Annotated in this window: 16 protein-coding genes and 1 pseudogene; 9 read left to right on the top strand and 8 right to left on the bottom strand. The window is 56.0% G+C overall.

Annotated features, from left to right (window positions below):
• The first annotated feature begins 4 nt into the window (after nt 1-4).
• The 3 genes from miaA to CLV74_RS02190 all read left to right on the top strand — a co-directional run bounded on the left by miaA (nt 5) and on the right by CLV74_RS02190 (nt 3,754).
• On the top strand, nt 5-955 hold the full coding sequence (gene miaA / locus CLV74_RS02200; protein ID WP_106262560.1) for a tRNA (adenosine(37)-N6)-dimethylallyltransferase MiaA: 951 nt from the start codon (nt 5-7) through the stop codon (nt 953-955).
• A 75-nt stretch (nt 956-1,030) separates the two neighbouring features.
• Nucleotides 1,031-1,885, top strand: coding sequence for a helix-turn-helix domain-containing protein (locus CLV74_RS02195; RefSeq protein WP_106262559.1), 855 nt, complete (start codon nt 1,031-1,033; stop codon nt 1,883-1,885).
• Nucleotides 1,886-2,062: 177 nt separating this feature from the next.
• Nucleotides 2,063-3,754 (top strand): ABC transporter substrate-binding protein, encoded by a 1,692-nt coding sequence (locus CLV74_RS02190; protein WP_106262558.1) that lies wholly within the window; start codon nt 2,063-2,065, stop codon nt 3,752-3,754.
• An 18-nt stretch (nt 3,755-3,772) separates the two neighbouring features.
• Here CLV74_RS02190 and CLV74_RS02185 read toward each other — a convergent pair whose 3' ends face one another.
• On the bottom strand, nt 3,773-4,363 hold the full coding sequence (locus CLV74_RS02185; protein ID WP_245888428.1) for a lytic transglycosylase domain-containing protein: 591 nt from the start codon (nt 4,361-4,363) through the stop codon (nt 3,773-3,775).
• A 158-nt stretch (nt 4,364-4,521) separates the two neighbouring features.
• On the opposite strand from CLV74_RS02185, the gene ssb reads away from it, so the two are divergent.
• The 4 genes from ssb (at nt 4,522) to CLV74_RS02165 (ending at nt 10,061) form a co-directional block, all read left to right on the top strand.
• A complete protein-coding gene (ssb, locus tag CLV74_RS02180; RefSeq protein ID WP_106262557.1) occupies nt 4,522-5,031 on the top strand; it encodes a single-stranded DNA-binding protein in 510 nt (169 codons plus the stop codon).
• 122 nt (nt 5,032-5,153) lie between these two features.
• Nucleotides 5,154-6,419 carry a tyrosine-type recombinase/integrase gene (locus CLV74_RS02175; protein ID WP_146134889.1) on the top strand — a complete coding sequence of 422 codons (1,266 nt, stop codon included), beginning with the start codon at nt 5,154-5,156 and terminating at the stop codon, nt 6,417-6,419.
• A gap of 19 nt (nt 6,420-6,438) precedes the next feature.
• Nucleotides 6,439-7,956: a site-specific integrase gene (locus CLV74_RS02170; protein ID WP_106262555.1), complete on the top strand. Its 1,518-nt coding sequence runs from the start codon at nt 6,439-6,441 to the stop codon at nt 7,954-7,956.
• Nucleotides 7,953-10,061, top strand: a complete 2,109-nt coding sequence (locus tag CLV74_RS02165) for a hypothetical protein (RefSeq protein ID WP_106262554.1) — start codon at nt 7,953-7,955, stop codon at nt 10,059-10,061. The genes CLV74_RS02170 and CLV74_RS02165 overlap by 4 nt, the downstream gene beginning before the upstream one ends.
• Nucleotides 10,062-10,588: 527 nt before the next feature.
• On the opposite strand, the pseudogene CLV74_RS02155 reads toward CLV74_RS02165, so the two are convergent.
• Nucleotides 10,589-10,948: pseudogene (locus tag CLV74_RS02155) on the bottom strand (transposase); the annotation flags it as partial.
• A 61-nt stretch (nt 10,949-11,009) separates the two neighbouring features.
• Between CLV74_RS02155 and CLV74_RS02150 the strand changes: the two are divergent.
• Nucleotides 11,010-12,199 (top strand): IS3 family transposase gene (locus CLV74_RS02150; protein WP_425430962.1). Its coding sequence is split into 2 segments (ribosomal slippage): nt 11,010-11,262 and nt 11,262-12,199, totalling 1,191 coding nucleotides; the frame shifts between segments, so codons are not numbered across the junction.
• A 15-nt stretch (nt 12,200-12,214) separates the two neighbouring features.
• Here CLV74_RS02150 and CLV74_RS02145 read toward each other — a convergent pair.
• Together CLV74_RS02145 and CLV74_RS02140 are read right to left on the bottom strand one after the other, a co-directional pair.
• On the bottom strand, nt 12,215-12,715 hold the full coding sequence (locus CLV74_RS02145; RefSeq protein WP_106262550.1) for an IS3 family transposase: 501 nt from the start codon (nt 12,713-12,715) through the stop codon (nt 12,215-12,217).
• Between the two features lie 8 nt (nt 12,716-12,723).
• Entirely contained in the window at nt 12,724-13,017 is a 294-nt protein-coding gene (locus CLV74_RS02140; RefSeq protein WP_106262549.1) for a transposase, read from the bottom strand.
• Between the two features lie 148 nt (nt 13,018-13,165).
• Between CLV74_RS02140 and CLV74_RS22720 the strand changes: the two genes are divergently transcribed.
• On the top strand, nt 13,166-13,327 hold the full coding sequence (locus tag CLV74_RS22720) for a hypothetical protein (RefSeq protein WP_170107956.1): 162 nt from the start codon (nt 13,166-13,168) through the stop codon (nt 13,325-13,327).
• Between the two features lie 48 nt (nt 13,328-13,375).
• On the opposite strand, the gene brxL is transcribed toward CLV74_RS22720, so the two are convergent.
• The 4 genes from brxL to CLV74_RS02120 are packed head-to-tail and all read right to left on the bottom strand — an operon-like array spanning nt 13,376 to nt 21,944.
• Complete coding sequence (brxL, locus tag CLV74_RS02135) at nt 13,376-15,439, bottom strand: BREX system Lon protease-like protein BrxL (RefSeq protein WP_106262548.1); 2,064 nt, start codon at nt 15,437-15,439, stop codon at nt 13,376-13,378.
• Nucleotides 15,440-15,448: 9 nt separating this feature from the next.
• On the bottom strand, nt 15,449-17,947 hold the full coding sequence (pglZ, locus tag CLV74_RS02130; protein WP_106262547.1) for a BREX-1 system phosphatase PglZ type A: 2,499 nt from the start codon (nt 17,945-17,947) through the stop codon (nt 15,449-15,451).
• The gene (gene pglX, locus CLV74_RS02125; RefSeq protein WP_106262546.1) at nt 17,944-21,453 is read right to left on the bottom strand and encodes a BREX-1 system adenine-specific DNA-methyltransferase PglX; all 3,510 of its coding nucleotides are present in this window, start codon (nt 21,451-21,453) and stop codon (nt 17,944-17,946) included. The genes pglZ and pglX overlap by 4 nt, the downstream gene beginning before the upstream one ends.
• The gene (locus CLV74_RS02120) at nt 21,453-21,944 is read right to left on the bottom strand and encodes a hypothetical protein (RefSeq protein ID WP_245888437.1); all 492 of its coding nucleotides are present in this window, start codon (nt 21,942-21,944) and stop codon (nt 21,453-21,455) included. Before CLV74_RS02120 ends, pglX begins: the two co-directional genes overlap by 1 nt.
• Nucleotides 21,945-21,949: the final 5 nt, after the last annotated feature.

Here is a 21,949-nt window from a genome sequence, read left to right as displayed (position 1 = left end):
CAAAATGTCGGAAAACACCGTCAGTTTCAATGGACAACCCGCCCTATTCCGAAAGGCTCTACTTTTGACCACCCGCCTTGATGATTTTGACCCTGATAGCCTTGATCCGGCCAAGCCGGTTCTGATTGCGGGGCCGACCGCCAGCGGCAAGTCGGAACTGGCATTGCGGATCGCCGAGGCGCAAGGCGGGATCGTGATCAACGCAGATGCCCTACAGGTCTTTGACGGCTGGCGCATCCTGACGGCGCGGCCAGATGACGCCGATCTGGCGCGGGCGCCCCACGCTCTTTACGGACACGTTCCATATGATGCCGACTATTCGGTCGGTGCATGGCTGCGCGATCTGACACCGCTGCTGCGCGGACCTGAGCGGCCGATCATAGTGGGGGGCACGGGATTGTATTTCACCGCCCTGACCACAGGGCTTGCCCAGATCCCTGCCACTCCGCCCGAGGTGCGTGCGCTGGCCGATGCCCGTATCCGCGACGAAGGTTTCGAGGCATTGCTGGCCGAGTTGGACCCCGAAAGCGCCGCCCGACTGGACCGGAACAATCCGGTGCGCGTCCAGCGCGCGTGGGAAGTTCTGACCAGCACCGGCAGGGGCATCGCCGCTTGGCAGGACGACACGCCACCACCCATAATGCCGCTAACGCAGGCACAACCCTTGTGCATCATGCCTAACAAAGAATGGCTGAATGCGCGAATCCGGAAACGATTTCACCTGATGATGGAAGCCGGCGCTTTAGCCGAGGCACAGGCGATGCTTCCTCTTTGGAATCCGAATCTGCAATCATCAAAAGCAATCGGCGCACCGGAACTCATCGCAAAGTTGCAAGGTGAAATGAGCGAATCTACAGCAATCGAAGCTGCAATCATTGCATCGCGCCAATATGCAAAGCGTCAGCGCAGTTGGTTGCGCGGTAAAATGGCAGCATGGCACCAGATCACGGCATGAATCTGCCGGTTTGTTAACTTTTCGACCGTCTTTTTGTTTACATACACCTCCCCATTTGGTGTTACAGATATCCCTATGAACAGGGCATTGCTTTATAACCCCATGAAGGCCGGTGGCTGGACGCTTGCAGACGGAAGCGAGCCGATCCGCACCTCGACGCTGAACCAGTTCACTCAGGGACCTGAGTGGAAACGGAACGCTTTGCGCGGCTACAACGACCACCTGCTGATTTGGATCACCCGCGGTCAGGGCCGCATGATCCTTGGTGGTCTGCGCAGTGGTTTCGGGGCCCATAACGCCATTCTGGTGCCCGCTGGCACCATGGTGCGCTTTGAAACCAGCGGCCAGTTGTTCGGCACTGTAATCCGCATCGCGCCGGTTCTGGACGTGGAGCTGCCCGTCGATCCGGTCCACATGCGCATCCGCAACACCGTGGCTCAGTGCGAGATGACCAGCTTTGTCGATGCCCTCGTCGCCGAGCAAGAGCGCAAGAGCAACGGACATGAACGGGCCTCGGCTTGTCTGTTGGGACTGATTTCGGTCTGGCTGTCGCGCCAGATGATCGAAGACCCCCAGTGCGATCCGCGCCTGCAGGAAAACGATGTTCAACTGATCCGCGCCTACAGCCGTATGGTTGAAACCGACCACTGCACGGACAAGACCGTGGCAGATTATGCCGATGTCTTGGGGATCTCGACGGAAAAGCTGGATCAGATCTGCCTGACCAACGCCGAACAAAACGCCGAGACCATCCTGAAAAACCGGAAACATCTGTGCGCATGCGAGCGTTTGGCTGAATCCGACGTGGAAATATGCAAAGTTGCCGAAACTTTAGGGTATGGCTCGGAAACCAGCTTTGCCGAATTGTTCCTGAATCAAAGCGGCATCTCGCCGGACAGTTTCCGGCAAAAGTTCCGCGAAGCGGCCTAGCGCGGCACCTCGACTAGGCCAACCGCACTGCAATCTGCACAGTGATTTTACACACCAAAGATGGTCGGGCAGTTGACCTTTGGTCCGGCGACGTGTGCTATTCCAGAAATAGATCCGGACCCGCGCGTCGCTTTTGCGCATTCTCCGGTGCCGCCCATTTGCCTACCGGAGAGCTCAATGCGCAAAGACAAACGCGCCCCCTCGGCCCTGCACCCCGTGATTCCCGCGCTGGTCCGCGATTGCACGGAAGGACGGTTGGAGAGGCGTGAGTTTCTGGCGTTGGCCTCGACCTTCGGGGCAAGCACGGCCATGGCCTATGGCCTGATCGGCCTGCCCGTACCTGCCGAGGCGCAAGAGGGCCTCCCTGACCTTCCGAAAGAAACAACCCTGCGCTGCCAGATGCGCGTTCTGGCCGTCGATGATCCGCGCCTGTTCGACTGGTCCGAAAAGGGAAACATCGCGCGGGGTATCTGCGAAAACCTTGTCCGCTGGCGCAGCGACTACACCTTTGAGCCTTGGCTGCTGGAAAGCTGGGAGGTCAACGACGATGCCACCCAATACGCCTTCAACCTGCGGGAAGGTGTAAGTTGGTCGAACGGGGATCAACTTATAGTTGAAGATTTGGCCTACAATTTCGAGCGCTGGTGCGATCCGACTGTCGAGGGCAACTCGATGGCGGTGCGAATGGCCGCCTTGAGAAACAAGCAGACCGGAAAACTACAGGATGGCGCGATCCGATTGGAAAGCGCCCATCGCATGACACTGCGTCTTGCCTTTCCAGATACAGCCCTGATTGCCAATCTGACCGACTATCCCGCTCTGATCGTCCATCCCAGTTTTGACAAAACCGGCGCGAGCCTTAGCGCCAATCCAATCGGGACCGGCCCCTACACGCTGGCCGCACTAGAGGTCGGCAAGCGGGCCGTTCTCAAGCGCCGCCCCGGTTGGTGGGGCGGCGACGTCGCGCTGGACCGGATCGAGTATCTGGACTTTGGCACCGACCCTGCGGCCTCGGTCAAAGCCTTCAAGGAAGGGCTGATCGACATGGTCCATGAGAGCAGCGCAGATTTTATCGAGACCTTCGACGCGCTGGGGTTAAAGCGGTCCGAGGTCCAGACAGCCTCGACCCTGATCTGCCGCGCCAATCGCAACCAGATGGTGAACGGCGTGCCGCTGTTTGCCAATGTGCGGGTGCGCAAGGCGCTGCAACGGGCCGTGGACAACGGGATCGTGCTGGAACTGGGCTATCGCAATCGCGGAGTGGTGGGCGAGAACCACCATGTGGCACCAATCCAGCCCGAATACACGCCCATGCCCCCTGCCCCCCGCGATCCGCAGGTCGCCCGCGATCTACTGGCTGAGGCGGGCGCGAGTGCCGCGACGTTTGAACTGGTCACACTAGACGATGACTGGAACCGCGCCTCGGGCGATGCGATTGCGGTGCAGATGCGCGATGCGGGCATCAATGTGACGCGCAAACTGCTGCACGGACCGATGTTCTGGGACAGCTGGCGCACCCATGCCTTGTCTTGCACCCAATGGACGGCGCGGCCTCTTGCAGTTCAAATACTCAGTCTGGCCTATACCTCTGACGGAGCGTGGAACGAGACCGGTATCAAAAGCCCTGTCCTTGACGGGCTGATCCAGCAGGCGCTGCAAACACCGGACACCGAGGCACGGCGCGCCATCGTCGCCAAGATCCAAGCCTTCCTGCAAGAGGACGGAACGATCATCCAGCCCTTCTGGCGATCCGTATTCCGCCATGCGCGGGCAAATGTCCTTGGTGCCCGCGCCCATCAGGCGCTGGAACACCACCACGACCGCTGGTCGCTGATCGAGACGGATAATCAACCAGCAAAGGCGGATTAACCCGCCTGATACAGCCCGTTACTTGCCCAGAATGGCCGTCACATAGGCGCGTGTTTCCTCATAGGGGGGCACGCCGTTGTGCTTTTTCACTGCCTGCGGGCCTGCGTTATAGGCAGCAAGAGCCAGACGCCAATCGTTGAACTCTCGGTATTGCTCGGCCAGATAGCGGGCGCCGCCTTCAAGGTTTTGCTTGGGGTCTTTCGGGTCCACGCCCAAAAGCTGCGCGGTGGACGGCATCAACTGCGCCAACCCCAACGCGCCCTTATGAGACACCGCACCGGGGTTCCAGCCGGATTCTCGCTGGACCAAACGGGCGAACAAATCCTCAGGCACCCCATGCTTGCGTGCTGCCGCGCGCGCCATGGCAAGGTACTGGCCTTTGTATTTGCCCGAATAGGTCGGATTGTCCCACTTGGTGGGCGTCACAAGCGGTGTCGGCTGAAGCCGGACCGAGTCATTGTATTGTACAGCCGCCCGCCGATCCAGAACCCCTGTCTGCGACGTAAACATTGCCATCCGCGATTTAGACGAGGCCATATCGGCCATGGCTGGTGCGGCAATTGCCGCGCTGAAAAATGTGATTGTCCCAATAAAAACTAGCTGTCGCATCGTACACCCTCGGGTAAATCTGCGGGGACCATAACGGTGGCGGGGGAATTTTCCAACCCGTTGCGACGCCGCGCCCCCATGCCCCCCTCGCGCATCAGGTGAGCTTTGTGTAAGCCTGCTGTCAAATTGGACACGAACAGAGAATCGAAAGGAACACCATGGCCGGATCCGTGAACAAGGTTATTCTGGTGGGCAATCTGGGTCGCGACCCCGAGGTCCGCAGCTTCCAGAACGGCGGCAAGGTGGCAAACCTGCGCATTGCGACCAGTGAAAACTGGAAAGACCGCAACACCGGCGAGCGTAAAGAGCGCACCGAATGGCACACCGTCGCGATCTTCTCGGAGCCGCTGGTTCGTCTGGCCGAGCAATATCTGCGCAAGGGCAGCAAGGTCTATATCGAAGGCCAGTTGGAGACCCGCAAGTGGCAGGACCAGTCCGGTCAGGACCGCTACTCGACCGAGGTTGTCCTGCGTCCCTACCGCGGCGAGTTGACCATGCTGGACGGACGCGGTGAAGGTGGCCAAGGCGGCGGTGGCGGCAACTACGGCGGCGGTCAAGGCGGCGGTGGCGGTTACGGCGGCGGCTACGACAGCGGCCCGTCCGACAACGGCGGCAGCTATGGTGGCGGCGGCGGTGGCCGTGATCTGGACGACGAAATCCCGTTCTAGCAAGGAACATCTCGCACTTTGTAAACTAAATGACCTAAGTGCTAGATTTCTAATAAAATAATGATTGACTCCCCGCAACTGCGCATAGCAACATCGCGCTCAGTAGCGGGGAGTTTTTTATTTTGGAAACTAACGAGAGAAACTACCTTGTTATTCGTTGGTCAAAACTTGCAAACGGCGAAAGACTACCCCTACTTTTTAGACGTTCTTCAGGTCTCCCTATCCAGTCGGTTACCTTCTGGTCCATAGCGGCACGACGTACTTTGGGTATGCAGCCCAATACCCTGTTTAATGAACTCAGATCCTTAATGGTCCTATTTATTTGGGCTGACAGTCGGAAGGTTGATATCGACCAAAGGATTAGAGAAGGTGAATTCCTCACCTTGTCAGAGATTATCGATTTAGTTGGGTTTTGCGAAGGGCATTTGCAGGATCTTCTTGCAAGTAGTTTAAAGTGGCGTGTCGATGTTGATCGTCAAGCCGTTAAAACGTGTTATCGAAGCAGAGTTGTTAAGCCCGGATTGAAGCGTGATCGATTATCTAATATCCGTAATTTTCTCGAATTCTTGAGTGCTGATCAACTTTCGACACTCCAGAGCTGGGACTCCAAATGGCTACTTTATAATGACAGACGTAACGCCTGCTTCTCAATACTTGATAGGCATATCAAGGCCATAAGAGGAGGTGCGATACATCAGCTGGATCTCAAAGAGGGAGTTGATCCTGAGATAGTCAAAGAATTGTTGACCATCACTGCGCCTGACCACCCTGACAACCCATTTAGCAAGAATGTTCGCCTTAGAAATCACTTGATTTTCCGCTTATTTGCAGAGTTGGGAATACGTAGAAGTGAGCTTTTGAACATCTATGTCCTAGACTGCTCGATAACTGACAAAAATGGAACCGTCACGATACACAGGCGTCCGGATGATATTAACGATCCGAGGACTGAAAAGCCCGCGAACAAAACTTCCGCTCGTGTACTGCCCATTAGCAATCGAACATCAGAACTAGTTCATGAATGGGTAGTGAGACACCGCTCGAAGCTCCAGGAGGCCAAGAAGCACCCCTTCTTGATCACCTCGACGCCAAGCGGAGCCCCGATGTCGTTATCGAGTATCAACAAGATATTTCAAGCCCTCCGTGGACGAGTTGATGGTATACCCGACAATCTGTCGCCGCACTTACTACGCCATTCTTGGAATGACGCGTTTTCAAACCTCATAGATAGCAAAAGCAATATTAGCCCAGAAGAAGAGATCAAATGGCGTAAACGTCTTATGGGGTGGAGCAGTGATGAGACGGCAGGAATATATTTGCGTCGAACTGTCAGAAAACGATCTAATGAATTCTTAAAAAAGATGCAAGACGGACTAATTAAAGACTAGAACATAAAGTAGTACGCCCATGCAAAATCCCAGAATAACCGTAAGAAAAGAAAAATTCGATTTACCAGACCGTTCTTTTACGCGAGACGGTGTGGAGTTTTCTCCGCGGGAAAACGTATGGAGGATCTCGGGCCTATCACGTCAACAATCGTTCGATTACAAGAAACTTTTGCGCCTTTCCGCCACATTGGACCTAAAACTTAGAAAATTCTTTATCATTGCCTTAAAAAATTATTCTTTCACGCACGCTTGCAACCTTTTTTCAACTTTTCAAAGATTTCTAGATTGCATCGCCGACCCCAACATTCCTTGCATCAGTCAAATCGAGCTTCACCACATATTTTCTTACAAAGTGACACTCGACAACAAAACTGAATGGAAGCTTGGCGTGCTTCGCATCTTGTTGGTCGAGATGGATAATTTGGGTTTCGGGATCACTTCAAGAGAAGCAATTGACTATCTTAAAAGTTCTAAAATCCGGGGCAACATCAAGGGAACGTCGATCAGGACACGAGACCCTAATGCAGGCGCGTTCAGTGATCTCGAACTCTACGCTATCCAGTCCGATCTCAATGCAGCCTATGCTGACGGCAAAATCGACCTTTATCGTTTTGCCATATCATGGCTTCTGCTCGCTTACGGAATCCGCCCCATCCAGATTGCTGCCCTGAAGGAGAAGGACCTCGTCGTTTCAGAAGGATCCGAGGGGGCAACTTACGCGATCCGTATACCTAGAGCTAAGCAGCGCGGTGTGGGTCATCGCGACCTATTCACGTCGCGATACTGCAGCAAACAGGTCGGTCAGCTACTTGAGAACGTCATCAAGTCCAATGCTGACAAGCGCACAGCCTACGAGTTAAGTGCAGGTGAAGCGCCGCTTTTCATCGCTGACGAGATTGGCGTTTTGCCAGATTTTCCATTCCATATGGCTGCAAAGAAGGTTGGTGTCTTGATAAACAACACTATCGGAAAAGTCAGTAAACTGAAAGGCAACTCTCGCCGGTTCCGGATCACGCTTGCGCAGAGAGCTGTCGACGACAGTAAGGACAAATGGACAGTTGCGGAGCTCCTAGATCACTCGGACACACAGAACGTCGAAGTCTATTACGAAGCCAGCCCTTCGATGGTTTTGCGACTTGACCGTCATCTAGCAATGGAACTCGCACCACTTGCTCAAGCCTTCGCCGGTGTGGTTGTACAGACTGAAGCAGAAGCACAGCGTGGTGAAGATCGCTCAAGCAGGATTTATGACAGGTCTCTCATTGATAACATCAACGATCGCTTGGGCAACTGCGGGCAGATGAGCTTCTGCGGCCTAGCTGCCCCCTTCGCTTGCTACACCTGCCGACACTTCCAGCCTTGGACTGATGGTCCCCATGAGGCTTTCATGGAAGCAATGATCGCCGACAGGAAGCGCCTAGAAGACAACGGAATATCGGCGAAGATCTACTCGATCCGAGATCGTGCAATCCTGGCGGCTGCCGAAATCATCCAGCTTTGTGATGCGGCGAAGCTCAGCGGAGGCATCGATAATTGAGTATCAACGTAGTTCGGTTTGACCACCCTGACATAGAATATCCAGTAGATCGGGTAAGTGCTTTCATTAGGCTATGCCAGTCGATTGATACGCTAATCCCCTATGATGAATGGGGTTCGGATATCTGGCATGTTGGTGACTCGTTCCGGACTAAAGCCCAGAACCGCGATCGTCGCGTGTTCGCTTTCTACAACCTAGAGCGCGTTCAAGGCAGAAACCAAGAGATATTAAGCGGAGAACCTCTGCCTTCACCCTATCGCGACTTCGCCAAGTCCTACATGAAATACACCCATTCAACTTCTCCCGTTGCGTTTGAAAACGAGATAAAAAGATTGAATGCGTTGCAGTTTATCGAGGCGGCCTTTCGGTCATTCGGTTTGACGCCAAAGATCGAATTCCTAAACGTCAATGTACTGAACGAAGCGGTTTCATTGGCGGCAAAAGGCGTCGGCCCCGCCCGGCACTACCAATTCGCTATCTACATCCAACAAGTGCATCGCTTTTGCATGAACAGGAGGCTACTGGCTGCGCCCTTTCAATGGAAGCATGGTATCAGAAAGCCGAAGGATCAAAATGAGCGCCTGGGGCCGCAAGCAAGCGCGAAAAGGAGTGCCAAACTTCCAAGCGTCGACGCTTTCCACGCGCTTGCACATGTATTCAGAAATGCTGAATCTTTCGAAGACAAGCTCTTCTCGGCAATTAGTGCGATCCTCATCTCGATACCTTTGAGGGCCCATGAAGTTTTGCAGCTGCGGTTAGAATGCGAGGTCTTCGAAAAGGTAAAAGACCCAGAAACCGGTGAGCTGAGAGAGGCTTACGGTATCCGAGTTTTTCCCGGAAAAGGTAATCCTCCACAGGTAAAGTGGGTGCCGACGCAAATGGTATCCATTGTCAAGGAAGCCGTGGATAGGATACGTGGCATTTGCAGTACTGCCAGGTCAGTAGCTGCATGGTATGAAATGAACCCCGGTGTAATTTGGCTTCCCGAATGGGCACAACCGCAGCGCAGTTCTGAATGGCTGACGCAGGGAACGCTTTCTTCCATTGTTCCGTCCGCTTCCAAATACGGCACGACGGTATGGGCCAAGGCAAAGAAAATCAAAACAAAGAAAGAAAACGGCTCGACGAGCTTTAACCTACCAGAACTAACGCAAGAAATCCTTGGTATGTTACCGCGGGACTTTCCACATTTTAACGGCGATAATGACCAGAAATACTCGGAAACCCTAGCGTTATTGCACCGAAATCAACTTCATAAGACAAGGGCGGAATATCCATGCGTTGTCGAGCAAGTCACCATTATTGCCCTTGATCGATGGCTTTCCGGGCACCGCAGCGGCACCACCCCAAGTGTTTTCCAGAGATGGGGCTTCACTGAGCGAGACGGAACAGAGATAAAAATTACAACTCATGCTTTCCGTCATTGGTTAAACACCATTGCCCACATCCGTGGCATGAGCGAGCTCGATATCGCGAAATGGAGCGGCCGTCATATCGCGCAGAACAAGGCATACGACCATGTTACGCCTGAAGAAACGTTAAGCCAAATTCGTGCAGCCCTTGATAGTGGCGATTCAGTCGGCCCCATGTTCGAAGCGGGCCGGATACACGGTGTCAATTCGCCTGTCGAAAAGAGCGAGTTCCTTTCTTCCCAGATCGGTGCAGCGCTCACGACGGAGCTTGGAATCTGTGTTCACGACTACTCCCTATTGCCATGTCAATCGCATGGCGACTGCTTGAACTGCACTGAAAACGTATTTTTCAAAGGCGATCATAAACACCTGACACAAATCGAGGGTCGTCGCGCTTTGACAGAAAAGCAGCTGTCTGATGCCCATCACGCGATGGGCGAAGACAATTTCGGAGCAGATAAATGGGTCCAGTCTCACCAAGCATCACTGGCAAAACTGAACGAAATAATTTCGATCCATCAAGACAGCAACATCAAGGATGGAACTGTTGTGAACCTTAGTGGCGCGTCGAGAGACAGTGATCTTGCGATGTCGCTCCGCGATCGACGCTCCCTGCTTGGGCAATCGCTGCTCAGCAATGATAGAGATGATCTAGACGACGAGTTGCTAACCGACATGTGGGGTGAGCTATAATGGCAAAGGCACGACTGACAGACTCGGAAATCAATCAGATCATTGACCTTCTGTCCGCTTGGAAAGGTCCTCTTAACTGGGAGGTCCTATTGGCGCGGACCCACATTCTACTAAAGCGCCCCTTCACTCGTCAAGGCCTAGCGAAGCAGGAGAACATACTCATTGCCTTTCAGCAGGCTAAAGACCGCATTCGAACGCAAAAGCCTGTTGCAAAGAAATCACCGCCAGAGATCGAGTTAATGCAAAACACGATCGATAGTCTTCGAGCCAAGATTTCTGTCTTGGAAGCGGAGCGCCATCGGTATGACGAGCAGTTCGTCACATGGCTTTATAACGCGCGCAGCCGGGGTATCTCCGAGATAGACCTGAACCGCCCTCTTCCAACAGTTAATAGGAACGCTAGCACAACTGACTAGCACTCTTTAGCGGTTAATATCCTGACTAACCATTCGTTGGAGGTCACCGAGAACTGATGGGGTGGATACCCCTGAGCTACTCCCCATCTATTGGACAGGATCTGGCGTAAATTAAGCTACTCGTTGCACCTGCTGATCGGGTTGGTTGATATCATTTCTCTGCCAATAGACCAGCGCCGGTGGCCTGCCTGCCAACGCTGAATGTGGGCGCTTATGGTTTTAGAAGGTCATCCATTTTCGGATGGCCGCCTTTGTCTCTGAACCGGTCTCCCAAGCATGCAGGTAGACACACTCGTATTTCAGGGTGCGCCACAGCCTCTCGATAAAGATGTTATCGAGGAACCGACCTTTCCCATCCATCGAGATCCGCACGCCAGATCGACGCAGCCTGTCCGTCCAGGCGAAGGACGTGAACTGGGATCCTTGATCAGTATTCATGATCTCGGGCGGGCCGAACTTGTGGATGGCCTGACCTGCCACGGGATTTTTCCTCCATCATCGATTAGAGTCTGACCCAATTTGAGGACAGATTATGAAGCGCACACGATTTACGGACGAACAGATCATCGGGATTTTGACTGAGCATGAGGCCGGCGCAAAATGTGCCGACCTTTGCCGCAAGCACGGCATGGCCGAAGGCACTTTCTACAACTGGAAGGCCAAGTTTGGCGGGATGACTGTGTCCGAAGCCAAGCGGCTGAAGACGCTTGAGGATGAGAACGCTAAACTCAAAAAGCTGCTGGCCGAGCAGATGCTGGACTTGGCAGCGATGCGAGAGTTGGTTTCAAAAAAGTGGTAGCGCCCGTCGCGAAGCGCGAGGCTGTCGCGCTGCTGAGAGGCCAGTTCGGCTTCTCGGAACGACGGGCGTGCCGGATTGCGGGCGCGGATCGCAAGATGGTCCGGTATGTTGCGCAGCGAGCACCGGATACGGCCTTGCGTGGTCGGTTGCGGGAGTTGGCCAACGAACGGAGGCGGTTCGGCTATCGCCGCTTGTTCGTGTTGCTGCGCCGTGAAGGTGAACCGTCGGGCATCAATCGGATTTATCGCCTCTACCGCGAAGAGGGGTTAACGGTCCGCAAACGCAAAGCCCGACGGAAAGCGGTAGGGACGAGGGCGCCGATCTTGGTCGAAGCGCGGCCCAATGCACGTTGGTCTATGGACTTCGTCCACGACCAGTTCGCCAACGGTCAGCGGTTTCGCGTAATGAACGTTGTCGACGATGTGACGCGGGAATGCCTGGCTGCGATCCCCGACACATCGATCTCGGGGCGCCGTGTCGCGCGTGAACTGACAGCCCTTGGCGAACGGCGTGGAAAACCCGGGATGATCGTCAGCGATAACGGCACCGAACTCACTTCAAACGCCATCCTGCGCTGGTGCTCCGAACACCGCATTGAATGGCATTACATTGCGCCGGGGAAGCCAATGCAGAACGGATTTATCGAAAGCTTTAACGGCCGCATGCGTGATGAACTGCTCAACGAAACAATGTTCCGCAACCTCGCCCATGCCCGCGTGGTGATCGCAGCGTGGGCTGACGACTACAACACAGAACGCCCGCATTCCGCGTTGGACTATCAGACACCACGCGACTTCGCACGAACCATGAAATCAGCAATGGCCCGACCCGCTCCGAGAGATGAAAGCTCCGCGCGCCGGGCCATTGCACAGACCGACAAGACCAGCGTAAACAACCCGCAGGCTCATATCGCCGCTGGATGAATGTTCAGTGGCAGGTCAGGCCTCGTTCAGCGCGTCGACGCAGAAGTCCGCCTCCAGTGTGTTCGAGATCCGCCAAGACAGAACCTTGCGGGTATGCCAGTCCATGATCGCCACCAGGTAGAGGAACCCGCGCCGCATGGGCAGATAGGTAATGTCTGAACACCAGACCTGGTTTGGGCGTTCTACCCGCAGACCTCTGAGCAGGTAGGGATAGGTTTTGTGGCCCTTCGCCGGACTACTCGTGTTGGGCTTCTGGTAAATCGGCATCAAGCCCATCAGCCGCATTAATCGCCGGATGCGCTTCTCGTTCACCATCTGGCCGTCGTTGCGCAGGTGCCAGGTCATCTGCCGAACGCCGAAGAATGGGGTCTCCAAGAACTGCTCGTCGATCTGCCGCATCAGGTCGAGGTTCTGTTCGGTCTCGCCCTTCGGCTCGTAGTAATAGGATGAGCGTGCGATCGCCAGCAGCTTGCATTGCTGGCCGATCGACAGATCCGGGTGGTCCGGCTCGATCATGTCACGCCTCACTTCCCGCCCCAAGGCTTCAGCTTTCGCTCCAAAAAAGAGTTGGCCACCGCCAGCTCCCCAATCTTGGCGTGAAGTTCCTTCACCTGCTCTTCATAAATCGCAGCCTTCTTGCTGCTCCCGCGCTCGAACACACCAGAAGCGCCTTCGAGTAGAGCGCGCTTCCACTGATGGATCATCGTCGGATGCACACCAAACCGGCTCGCAAGCTCGGCGGCCGTCTCCTCACCCTTCAAGGCTTCCAGCGCGACCTTCGCCTTGAACTCAGGCGCATGCTGTTTCCGCTTCGACATCTCTGATCTCCTTCTCGTCGAAGATCAGCAGACTGCAAATAGTAGCTTATGTCAGTGTCCGAATTTCGGGGGGTAGCTCACCCCCTCCCGACGGCATCGCAATGTGCCAAGGTGATGTGAGCCACATCACATGAATCAGGAAGCATCCATGGAACAAGTTAGCATCATCGGCTTGGACTTGGCAAAAGGGGTTTTTCAAGTCCATGGCGCCACTGCGGATGGTGGCCTGCAAACGCTTTCCGAGCTTGAGATAAAGCTCTACCGCGCACATTCGATCTTCATAGCTGTACATGAACTATCTCCAGAGTAGTCCAAGTTTTCGTCCGCACCCCCCTGTTCCAACCTCGGGATCTGGCATTCATTGCCGCACATAGGTGACGTAGAAGCCCTTCGCCATACGGTGCTCTTGCAACCGATCTCCCAGATTGAAGCCCTCGCGGCGCATGGGAGGCTGGAAGATGTCGAGGCCGCGGTCAAGCACGATCTTCCAGCCGGTATCGGTAACGATATCGCGGGCATGAGCGGTGCCGGACGTATCGAAAGCCCAGGTGAACTCGACCCCGGTGCCGATGATCGCGTCCGAGATACTTTCCAACAATTCCCTCTGTATCTGGATCTCGCCTTCATTGGGTGCGGTCACTAGGTGGATTGCGACCTGATCTTCCGGTGCCTTGCGCCGGATGATCATTTCAACAAACTCCATCATGTTGCGCACCTGATAGCGCAGGCGGACATAGGGATCGGTGACGATAATCCGGCGGGCGCCGTCGATATAAGGGCCGAAGAGCTTGTCGTAGCTGACGCCTTTGCGGTTTTCGGCAAAGACATGGTGGCCTTCTTCGAGGGCGGGTTTCGCGGACGCGGTTGGAGGGGCAAGCGGAGCGCCATCGTCACCTTCGATGACATCGCCATCTTCAGCCGAGGTTTCTTGGTCCTTCGGATCTTGGGCAGGCCTGCGGTGATAGAATTGCGGGAACTCCTGCTCTTCGACTGTCTGCACTCGACGCTTTTGGCCATCGCTTCCAAGGTAATAGAAGTCGACCTCCGGGTAGGTCGCATCGATGCGGAACAGCTGATCCTTGACCCGCTTGCGGCTCTCAAGTGCAAGCTGAAGCAGCTCCTCGAGATCCTCGGCGCTTTCACCACCGGCAGGGAAAATCACTTTCAGAAGGCCGGACATCGTCTTGTAGATCGCATCACGGTCCCGCGTCGAGATCTTCTCGCTTATCCGGAAATGCTGGTCGGGGCGGTTGGAAAAGTCCTCCTGGCGCAAGTGGCGCAGGATCTCGGCCAGGTAATCAACGATGAAGCCGTAGCCGCGAGTGAACATCTCGCCTCGGATCACGTCGACCTCCCAACCAGGAAGATAGGCGTGCAGGCGGTCGATGAAGGCGCTGTCGTGGAACTGCGGCGGCAGGACCTCGAACAGGTCCGAATTCTTTAGCATGTAGGGGACGTTATGATCGGTATTACCAACGAAAGCAAAGCTCGCCTCGGCGCCCATCGGATTGACCCCGCGCGAGAAGGTCTTGTTGGCCATGTAGTTTTTCATGATGTCGACCAGCGCCTTGTTGGCGGTCTTCTCGCGCCCGGCGAATTCATCAAAGGCCACGACATCCCAGTAGCCGACCAACCCGATCCGGCCATTGGAATTGTTCACGAAGAGCTTGGGGATGGTGACCTCACCGCCGGAGATCAACTGACCGTGGGGAGAAAACTCCGAATAGATATGCGATTTGCCAGTGCCTTTGGGGCCCAGCTCGATGATGTTGTAATTGCGTTCGACAAAGGGGATCAGGCGCATCAACTGCAACAGCTTGCTGCGGCGACCGAAAGCATCGGGGTTGAAGCCGATCGACTGCATCAGCAGGTCGATCCACTCATCCTTGGTGAATTGCCCGCGCGCCGCTTTATAGCCCTCATAGTCGACACGGGCGATCTGGATTGGCTTGATCGTTTCCAGCATCCAAGGCGAGGTGCGAGCATCTTCCGAGAATTCGTATTGCACATCCGCGATACACCAAACACCGGTCACCAACAGCTTGGGGTGGGCCTTGATCGTGCCGCTATCGACCGCGACTTTCTTGATCCCGAGGTTGTCGAAGGTCGCCTCGTAGCTGTCGGTCTTTTCGTTCAGGGAAACCGAGATCTGATCGATGACCTTGTATCGCCCCTTTTCCTTGATCGTGGATTGGATCAGGCCCGCCTCGCTGCGATGGACATAGTGCTTGCGCAAGATCTCTTTGACCGTCTCGATCCCCGTTTCGATCGAGGCTTCGTCATCGGTCGCGCAATACTGTCCAAGCAGATACTCCAGCACATAGGTCGGCACGATTGCATTGCCTTTGACTGCCTTCACCAGGTCCTTGCGGACGACAAAGCCGGCGAAGTGTTCATTGATCTTGTCATCAAGCGTCGTCATGGCCTGTCCTTAAAAGATATCCAGATCCATTCCACGGCTAAGGTGGAAGCGATGGCTGGTGTAGTCGTCGAAGTGGCTGGTTTTGCCACGTTGCTCTGCGAGCCTGAGGTAAACGTCCTGGTTGTTGAAGCTGTCCGCCGTGCGCGAGAGCAGGAACTTGATCGGCATCTCGCGTTCGCGGATGTTCTCTGAGGTATAATCGAAGGTCAGGGTATGCTCATCCGAGATCAGCGTGCCATCCTCCGCGTAGATGCCCGCCCGGAGCACGCGCTGTTGTTGCTTCTCTGAAACTGGCTGGACCTGATAGAGTGTGACCGCTGTCTGCCCAGTAGAGATTTTGCTGCGCCCCGTCACAACGATTTGCACCTCGACCTTGCCGATATCCTCTTCACGGCGTTTTCCGACGCGAAGAATAGGGATCACCACCTCTTGCAGCGTCGCGCCACCATGCACGAAGCGGCTGCCGGAGCCTTTCACGCGCAGGCGGTTGATCGAGTTCGGGATCAGGATGTCGAGATCACCGGCAAGGCCAAGGGCCTCTGGTGAGAACCTCTTCATGCCTGCCGTCTCGTTCAGGCCTCGGCCGATCATGAACCGGCGGTTACGGAACAGGATCTCGTCGCCGGTCGGGTCGGCGACCGAGAAATCTGTCTCATGCAACTCGCGGTGCTGATAGATGAAGCCGTGATCGGCGGTGATCAGGATGTTGGAGAAGTTCGCACTGGTCAGTTTGCGCACCAGCTTGGCCAGATCTTTGATTGCATCCTCGGCAGCCTCGACAACCCGTTCTTCGGTGGCAAGCTTGTCGCCCACGATATCGATGCGGTTATGATAGAGGTAGAGAACATCGTGGTCGCGGAATAGCGCCTTGCCCTCATCCGTGCGCAGGCTCATGAAGGCATCTGTCTTCATCGCCTTCATGCGGTCGCCCTCGCGCCCCATGCCCAAGACCTTCTCCCGGTTTACAGTGCCCTGTGTTGACATGTCGAAGGACGTGACGCCGCCATCGCTGCAAATGGTCAGATCTTTGTTCGGCAGCAGGGCCGCCATCCCCAACTGGGTGTAGCTCGGCAGAGTAGAGATCATTGGGGTCAACTCAGCGTCGAAACGGTTGAGCTTACGGATTTCGCGCAGGCACTCCTCGGCCACTTCGTACCGTAGCGCGTCAGACACGATGACGACGACCTTCTGCGGGGACTTCAGGCGCCGAAACTCGGCAGTTTGATCAATGTAAAAGTCGCGTTGCTGCGGGTATCCGGGGATCTTCCAAGCATCGAGCTTGGCGATCTGATCCTGCCAGGCATCGTTTACCGCGAGCAGGAAGTTCGTCGTGTATCGGTTTTCGATGCTCTCGAAGAGCGCGCCCAACAGCGAGGCCTGACCGCTGCGTTGCATATGGTAGATGAACTTGCGGTAGGCTTGGTCGATCTTGAACCACGAGGTCGCATAGCGCTTCACGCCGTCAGCAGGCGACGACATGGTGAGATTGGCCTCGGCCAGCGCTTGCTGAAACTGTGCAGCATGGGCAAGCGCCAAATAAATGTCCTCGTAAGTTTCATACCAATGGCTTTGGCGTCGTTCGCGCGTGATGGTGACGACGTCCGCCGCGGACACCGTCTGGCTCGACATCGCCTCGACCAGCATCCGAATGACTTGTCGGTCGATTGCTTCGAAGTGATCGAGGGGGCGCAGCGCTTTCAACGTGCGGCCCTTCACATCGGCGTCGATCTTCAACAGGTCCTGGTATTCGCTGCTGAGCGCCCCGAAGGCCACGGCCCCAAGTCGGTTGTTCTTCCAGCGGCGGAACATCAGCAGCGCCTCGCTGTTCAGCTTGCCGTCTTCGCCCATCGCTATCAGGTAGCTGGACTGGAACAGCGTGATCGCGAAGTCCTCGAAGTCCGGCGCGTCCGGGGCATAGCCGTAGGCGTTCTTGATCTGGGTCCAGAAGAAGTCGCTCAGGTTGGCGCGTTCGATCAGCTTCAGCCCGTCGTCACGCCTGGCCGCTAGCTGCCCCAGCAGCTCCTCGACCACCGTGTCCAACTCACCCTCGGCCCCCACGCAGACCGCCAGCATCCGGCGCAGGACGTCGGATTTCTGGTCGGCAGGGCGGATCAGGCGTTTCAGCGCCTCGATTCGACCGCCCGAGCGGTAGAATTCCATGTGGTCGCGCACCACGGTTTCGAACTGGGCGGGCAGGCCCAGTTCGGACAGCCAGATCGCGGCCTGATCGGCCTTGAACACTGCCGTGGCCAGTTGAACATCCAGCAGCCAGTTGTCCGCCATCGCGGGTTCGGGGCCGTCCTTGAACACCAAAAACTTCTGCTTCGGTTCCTGCCGCAGCATCCGATACTTCAGCCCGAACTCGTTGTTTGCCACCTCGACCTTCTCAACGCCTTCCAAATCCACGGCATCAAACTCGCCTCGCATGTCGCGGGCGGCGTCGTACCAGAAAACGATCCGGTGTTCATCGAACAGCCGGGTCAGCCCGGCGTGGATGCGTTCGCTCATGACAGGCCCACGATCTTCTTCAGCGCGGTGCCGAACTTCGGGTAGTTCGCCTTCACCCCGTCATCCAGGTCGATCTCGATCTTCTGCTGTGCCAGCGGGAAGATCACCTCGCGCTCCCATTCGTTCAGCTCGTCGATCTGTTTCGCCACGACGCCCGCCTCCTTCAGCGCCTTTGTCTTCTGGCCTTGTGTCGCCGTCGGATCGTCGGACAGCTTTTCCAGCCGCTCGCGCTCGGCGATCAGCTTGAAGATGAACTCGCGCAGGTAGTCGTTCAGCAGCACCGACACCGTGTCGGGGCGGTAGCGGTGCATGTAGATCAGGGCGTTGAACGTCCCCTTGGGGCTGGAGAACATCCAGTAGATCGGGCGCTTCTTGTACCGCTGCACGTGGCCCTGGTAGAAATCCTTGGTGAAATACTTGCGGATGTCCTTGCCCAGGGACTCCTCGACATAGCGCAGGTTCTCGCGGAAATGCGCCTCGCCGAAGGTCACGCGCAGGAACAGGCGGAAGCGCTCGGTGATGTCATCGGCGAACCAGTCACCGTCGAGCACGGGGATCACGTTGTCCGCATCCGGCATGAAGGTCGGTTCAGGGATGCGGGCGAGGTAATCCTCCAGCCGCTCGCCCTGGTTGGCGAGGATCAGGCCGGGCGCGTCGAGGCTGTAGCGCCCGAACATGCAGCCCACGGCATAGCTGAGGAACTCGGCCATGGTGTCGGCGCGCAGGCGGGTTTCGCGGTCCTCCTCGGTGCCCTTCACGCCATAGCGATAGGCGGGGTTGCAGGTGAGGGTGATCTCTTCCAGCGGCACTTGCGCGGACAGCTCGTCCTTCAGACCATAGGCGTCGATGAAGATGCGGTTGTTCTCTTGCTCCAGGGCCTGCATCTCGTTCGTCATGGACTGCCAATGGGCGCGCAGCGTGGCATAGCTGTCTGCCAGCGTCTCGCCCCGGTGAGCGGGCGAGAGCAGCGGGAGCGTGGTGAAATCCCAGGAGGTTTCGTAGGCGTCCCAGTCTGCTTGAGCGGTACCAATACAATTCTGGGCTATAGCGCCGGTACCTGAGGGCAACGAAACTGGAATGTCCGCAAGGTTTCCGGGGTTGACATTGAGCGTTGGGTTCAGCGCTCCCAACGATGAGTAGACGACTGGCGAGTTGAGCAATGCAGCAAACTGCGCCTGCGTGGAGGCGTCGTAAATTGGGCAAAGACCTGAAGCATCGTCAAAAAGAAATCCATGCTCTGTGGATCTAAAGCTGACCAGTCCGGTAGTGATTTTCGTCCATGACAGTGCGGGCTTGAATATATACTCAAGGTTGTGGTTTGTTGACCCGACTTTATAACCGTTGCCCTTCATGTTGAGCAGCTCAGCGCCGTCATTCTCCCAGTTCACCACGCACTCGACGTTACCATACCACCTCCTGAAGGGGCCTCCCTTCAAGTAAGGAAACCACTTCGCCCCTGACACCTTAGCAGCGTCACGGCTTTTTAGCCCTCGCTCAAATTTCGCGCCTTCCACCTCGTACCATTGCCTAATGAAGCGTGGATTATCAGCTGTTACCATACCTTTCCTGGGATTCGCGAATTCCCTTAACGGTTTCGACTTCGAGAAGGTTTCTCGAAGTTTATCACTTGCCCAATAAGAAATCGGCGCCCCGGGGAGTTTTGAGAAGTTATCAATTTCGGCCACAAAGAAATATGGAGCACAGCGGCTTGCTTTCCCTATTGAGAAAAGCTGCGCTTTTTCCGCCTCATTGGCCCCCTCGACCAGTCTAAGGAACTCTGATTTTTTACTTTCTTTCTTCCCGTTCTCGAAGATGAACGCCGTGGTGGAGACGACATCGCCGCCGATGGTATCAAATGCGTTCTCTCCGAGATGGGCCATCGAAAGCAGCGTATTTCGTGCAAGCAACTTGCTCCGTAATTTGAGGAAGGAGGACAGGAACATCCACGCTTGCATGTTGATCATGGATAGCAACCCATTTTGACGCGTGGCTCTAAGTCCGCGCTCCATGAAAAGTGCGAAAAGGTTGGCCGAACTATCCGGGTATTCATCGAGCGCCCAACCCTTCAAAACAGGATTGGCGCTGCTAATATCCATATAAGGCGGGTTGGCCACCACCACGTGATACTTCGGCGACAGCGCCTCGGCCATACGCAGCACGATGGTGACGCGCGCCTGCACGTCCTTCAGCAGCAGGTCAGACCCGAAATCCCGCGCCTCGACCACCCGCAGTGTCTCTGCCGGATCGCGCAGTTTCGGCACGATCAGCGAGCCGAAGTTCTTGGCCTGCTCGAACTGCCCCAGCGTCTCGCGCAGCTCATCGGTGAACAGATCCTTGCCCACCACGGCGGCGACGTCCTGCATCTCGGCAGGGGTAAAGCGCACATCCTGCAACACGCAAATGTCGGGCTTCGCCTCCATCCGCAGGAACCGTCGCCGCCCGAGCTTGTCCGCCGCCTTCATCATCAGCGCGAATGCCGCCAAGGCGCCTGCGCGGTCGTCGATCTCGACCCCCGTCAGGTTGTGCGTCAGGATCAGCGCGGGGATCTCGGTCGCGTCATAGCCCTCTTCCTCGTAGATGGCGTGGAGCAGGTCGAAGGCATAGGTCAGCATGTGCCCCGAGCCCGCCGCCGGATCGCAGATGCGGATCTCTTCGGGGCGGGTGATCTTCAGGAAGTCCGTCTCGGGCTCTTCGGGCGCGATGTAATAATCCATCCGCTCCGCCAGGCGGCTGTCGGGGCGGTTCAGCAGCCAGAGCCGCCCCAGAGAGTTCTCCACCAGGTAACGGACGATCCAGTGCGGGGTGAAGAGCTGCGTCGCGGCGGGGATGTTCTCGGCGGTGATCTTGACGTTCTTCTTGAGGCCCGCGAAGACCTGATCCTTCTTCTCCGAGATGTAGAACTGGTAGAGCCAGCCGATGATCTCGACATCGCGGCAGGCGTCCGGCGTCATGGCCTCGCGCAGATAGGCGAGGATTGAGGTGTTGGAGAGCAGGTCGGCGGGCAGCAGAAGCTCGGTGTAGTCGTCGATCCGTTCGAACAGGAACGGCATTGTGTTTTGCCAGGAGTTGCAGATGGCGACGAGGAGCAACTGAAACGCCTCGGCTTGTGGATCCTGACTGGGGGTCAGTCCCTCCAGCAGGTCGCGGACCTTGCGTTGGGTCGCCTCCGGCAAGAGCTGTTCGTTGATGTTTCCGGCTTTAGCTTCGGCAAGGATCTCGGGCTGGAACTGTCCAGGCAAAGGAGAAACGACGCGAACCGAGTTTAGTTCGTTTACGTCGAGGAAACGCAAGGCGGTGAAGCGGTTGAACCAGATATAGGCGACCTGTTCGATGATCGCTTCGGCGCCGTGCTGGGAGATGCTGGCCTCGAGCTTCTTGAAAGCAGCCGGATACTCACGTTGAGCGGCGGCGCCGTCCGCGCGCACGGCCTCCAGCTTAGTAGCGACCTGTTCGATGAGTGCGCGCCGCGCGAACAGGGCGAACTTTCTGAGTTTCGTGGTGTCCATCAGGTCGCCCCCTCGCTAATTCGGCGAAGCGACTGCTCTCCGAATTGTTTTTTCCATTGCTCAAAGTTCAGGATCATGCAGCTCGCGGCGCAATCGTCTGCCCAGTCCGCATGCCTGATCGGAATCGCTCTCTGAAGCTCTTCTTGTTTTGTAAGCAGCAAAGCAGGCTCCATGCTTCGCATCGAAAGCAGGACGATATACTGGACTTTTCGGTCATTTTTGCCCTGTGCCGCCCGAAAGAACTGAGTGTCTCTAAATTTACCCGCAAGACTCTGGACCAGCTTTCCAGATCTCAACTTTTCGAGAAAAGCAGCCGAGTTTGCGGCCCCGGGAATGTCAGGGTCCTTGATTTCGACATACAGATAGTGAGCCTCGTATTCTGCGATGAAATCAACGCGTTGAACAGTGCTACTCGCATGGTAGTTGCTGTCATCGAAATGAATTACCTCTTGCGCCCCCGGAAAAGAGAGCTCCAAGTCGAATTCCTGCACAGTCG

It is taken from the genome of Donghicola tyrosinivorans, assembly GCF_003003355.1.
Taxonomy (GTDB): domain Bacteria; phylum Pseudomonadota; class Alphaproteobacteria; order Rhodobacterales; family Rhodobacteraceae; genus Donghicola; species Donghicola tyrosinivorans.
Note: the sequence above shows the minus strand (reverse complement) of the source record. Positions and strands in the feature narration are given on the sequence as shown.